At 67.8% G+C, this 255-nt stretch carries 1 protein-coding gene; it reads right to left on the minus strand.

Features of this window, described 5'->3' with window-relative positions:
* The coding region (locus RM423_RS26345; RefSeq protein ID WP_311425772.1) for a tyrosine-type recombinase/integrase at nt 1–255 on the minus strand (255 nt) is incomplete at both ends.

Here is a 255-nt window from a genome sequence, read left to right on the forward strand (position 1 = left end):
GTGTTTCTCGGTGGTGAAGATGCTGCCGCGGCCGAGGCGTTCTTTGACGGTCTGCAGGTCGGCGCCGCCGGCGAGGAGCCAGGAGGCGTGGGCATGGCGGAGGTCGTGTGTCCGAACGCAGATACCGCTGCCGGCGGTGACGAGGGCGGGTATCCAGATGTGTTCACGGAACCACGACCTCGGGATATGCCCATCGGTGTCGGGGTGCGGTTGCGAGTGGTCCCAGGTGCCGGGTGGGCGTCTTTGCTGGCGGCG

The organism is Jatrophihabitans lederbergiae, assembly GCF_031845305.1.
In the GTDB taxonomy this organism is placed as follows: domain Bacteria; phylum Actinomycetota; class Actinomycetes; order Mycobacteriales; family Jatrophihabitantaceae; genus Jatrophihabitans_A; species Jatrophihabitans_A lederbergiae.